Annotated in this window: 2 protein-coding genes; both read left to right on the top strand. The window is 74.2% G+C overall.

Features of this window, described 5'->3' with window-relative positions:
* Window positions 1-2,064: ComEC/Rec2 family competence protein (locus P1P75_RS40880; RefSeq protein ID WP_319264934.1), on the top strand; the 2,064-nt coding region annotated here is incomplete at its 5' end.
* A 232-nt stretch (window positions 2,065-2,296) separates the two neighbouring features.
* On the top strand, window positions 2,297-2,776 hold a 480-nt coding region (locus P1P75_RS40875; RefSeq protein ID WP_319264937.1), incomplete at its 3' end, for an arylamine N-acetyltransferase.

Raw genomic sequence — 2,776 nt, 5'->3', positions numbered from 1 at the left:
GCCGGGGTGACTGGGGTGGCGACCCGGGCGCCGGTGCTCGTGATCGTGGACGTCGGAGAGAGGGAGAGCGAGGGAACGAGGACGGGTGGGGGAGGGCCGACGGATGTCGGCCGGGGCATGCGGCAGGCGTGGCTCGGGTTGTTGCCGTCCACTCGGGTGCGGGTGACGGGGCGGCTGGCGCCAGCGCTGACGGGTGGGGACCGGATCGCGGCCGTGCTGCGGCTGCGGGACCGAGGTGGGCCGGCGATGCCGTCGGTCGTGCGGCAGCCGTCGGCGGCGCAGCGCATCGCGGGCCGGTTACGGGCGGGACTGCGGGCAGCCACCGACGGGCTGCCGGCGGACGCCAGGGCGCTGTTGCCGGGGCTGGTCGTCGGCGACACCTCACGGATCACACCCGAGCTGGACGAGGCATTCAAGGAGACGGACCTCGCCCACACCCTTGCCGTGTCGGGGAGCAACCTCACGATCATGCTGGCCCTCCTCCTCGGACCGCCCGGCCTGGCACAGCAGGTGGAGCGGCGCGGTCTGGCACCCCGCCTGGGCATCCCGCTGCGGACGACCGCGTTGCTCGGCGGAGTGCTCACGCTCGGCTTCGTCGTGGTGTGCCGGCCCGACCCGAGTGTGCTGCGGGCGGCGGCCTGCGGAGCCGTCGTACTGCTCGCGCTGGCAACCGGTCGGCGTAGATCCCTGATCCCGGCGTTGGCGACGGCGGTGCTGCTCCTGGTGCTCTACGACCCCTGGCTGGCCCGGAGCTACGGGTTCCTGCTGTCGGTGCTGGCCACCGGGGCCCTGTTGACGCTGGCGCCGCGCTGGAGTGCCACTCTGCGGCGGCGCGGGGTGCCGCCGCGGCTGGCGGAGGCATTGGCGGCGGCGGGAGCCGCGCAGGCCCTGTGCGCGCCGGTCGTGGCGGTGCTGTCGGCCCGGGTGAGCCTGGTGGCGGTGCCGTGCAACCTGCTCGTGGAGTTCGCCGTGGCACCGGCCACCGTGCTGGGGTTCGCCACCCTGGCGACGGCGCCCTGGGCGATGCCCGTGGCCAAGGCGCTGGCCTGGTGCGCGAGTTGGCCGGCCGAGTGGATCGCGGGTGTCGCACGGAACGGGGCCGCGCTGCCCGGCGCGGGAGTGGACTGGCCGGGCGGTTGGGGCGGGGCGCTGCTGCTCGCCCTCGCCACCTTGGTGGCGGTGCTGCTGGGGAGACGGCTGCTGCGGAGGCCGTGGCTGTGCGTGGCCTGCGCGGCACTGCTCCTGCTCGCGGTGGTGCGGCCGCCTCCGCTGACCCGGGTGCTCACGGGCTGGCCACCGCCGGGCTGGCGGCTGGCGATGTGCGACGTGGGCCAGGGCGACGCGACGGTACTCGCGGCCGGTGACGGCACCGGCGTGGTGGTGGACGCGGGCCCGGACCCGGCCCTGGTCGACCGGTGCCTGAGCAGGCTGGGCATCGCCCGGATCCCGCTCGTCGTCCTGACCCACTTCCACGCCGATCACGTGGCGGGGCTGCCCGGTGTGCTGCGGGGCCGGGCGGTCGGCGCCATCGAGACGACGGGGTTCGCCGAACCGGCGGACCAGGTGGCGTTCGTACGCAAGGAGGCCGAGGAGCGCGGGGTTCCCCTGGTGCGGGCGGCGGCCGGGGAGCGGCGTCGGATCGGTCCCCTCGACTGGGAGGTGCTCTGGCCGCCGGCCCGGCAGGTGCCGGAACCGGAGGGGCCGAACGACGCGAGCGTGACGCTGCTCGTGCGGTCCGCCGGGATACGGATGCTGCTCCTCGGGGACCTCGAGCCGCCCGCCCAGCAGGCGCTGGCGCGGTCGCCGGCGGCGGCACGGTTGGGCCGGGTGGACGTGCTGAAGGTCGCCCATCACGGTTCGGCATATCAGGACCCGGATCTCCTGCGCGCGGTGGCGCCCCGCCTGGCGTTGATCTCAGCGGGGGCGGACAACCAGTACGGACATCCCGCTCCCAGCACCGTCGCCGCGTTGGAGGCCACGGGGGCGGTGGTGCTGCGCACCGACCGGGACGGAGCGCTGGCCGTCGCGGGTACGGGCACGGAGCTGCGGGTGGCGGGAGACTGAGGTCATGGACTCCGCGCAGACCGATACCCCTCAGACCGACTCGGCACGGACTGATTCGGCACGGACTGATTCTGCACCGACCGATTCGGTGCCGACCGATTCGGTGCCGACCGATTCGGTACAGGCCGCTTCTGCGAAGGCCGCTTCCGTGCAGGCCGCCGCGGCACGGGCCGGCTCCGTGCAGGCCGCCACCGCCGCGTCCCCTCTCGACGCGCCGCTCGTCGAGGCCTATCTGCGCCGGCTCGGCGTCGAGTACTCGGCGTGGCCCACCGCCAATGTTCTGCGGGAACTGCATCTGAGGCATCTGCGGGCCGTGCCCTTCGAGAACCTGTCGGTGCATCTGGGAGAGGAGATCGTGCTGGAGGAGAGACGGCTGGTCGAGAAGGTCGCCATGACGGGGAGGGGAGGGTTCTGTTACGAGCTGAACGGCGCGTTCGGTGCTCTGCTCAGGGCGCTGGGCTTCGACGTGACGCTGCTCGCCGGCCGGGTCTACGGCGACGAGGGGCGACTCGGGATCCCGTACGACCATCTCGCGCTGCTGGTGCGGACGGTGGACGCGGGGGAGTGGCTGGCCGACGTGGGGTTCGGGGCGCACAGCCACTATCCGCTCCGATTCGAGCACCGGGGGAAGCAGGAGGATCCCGGCGGTGTGTTCCGGATCGTGGAGGCCGGTGCGGACGCGGCCGGGGTGAAGGGCGGGGCGGGCCGGCCG

This window comes from Streptomyces sp. ID05-39B, assembly GCF_033794725.1.
In the GTDB taxonomy this organism is placed as follows: domain Bacteria; phylum Actinomycetota; class Actinomycetes; order Streptomycetales; family Streptomycetaceae; genus Streptomyces; species Streptomyces bobili.
Note: the sequence above shows the minus strand (reverse complement) of the source record. Positions and strands in the feature narration are given on the sequence as shown.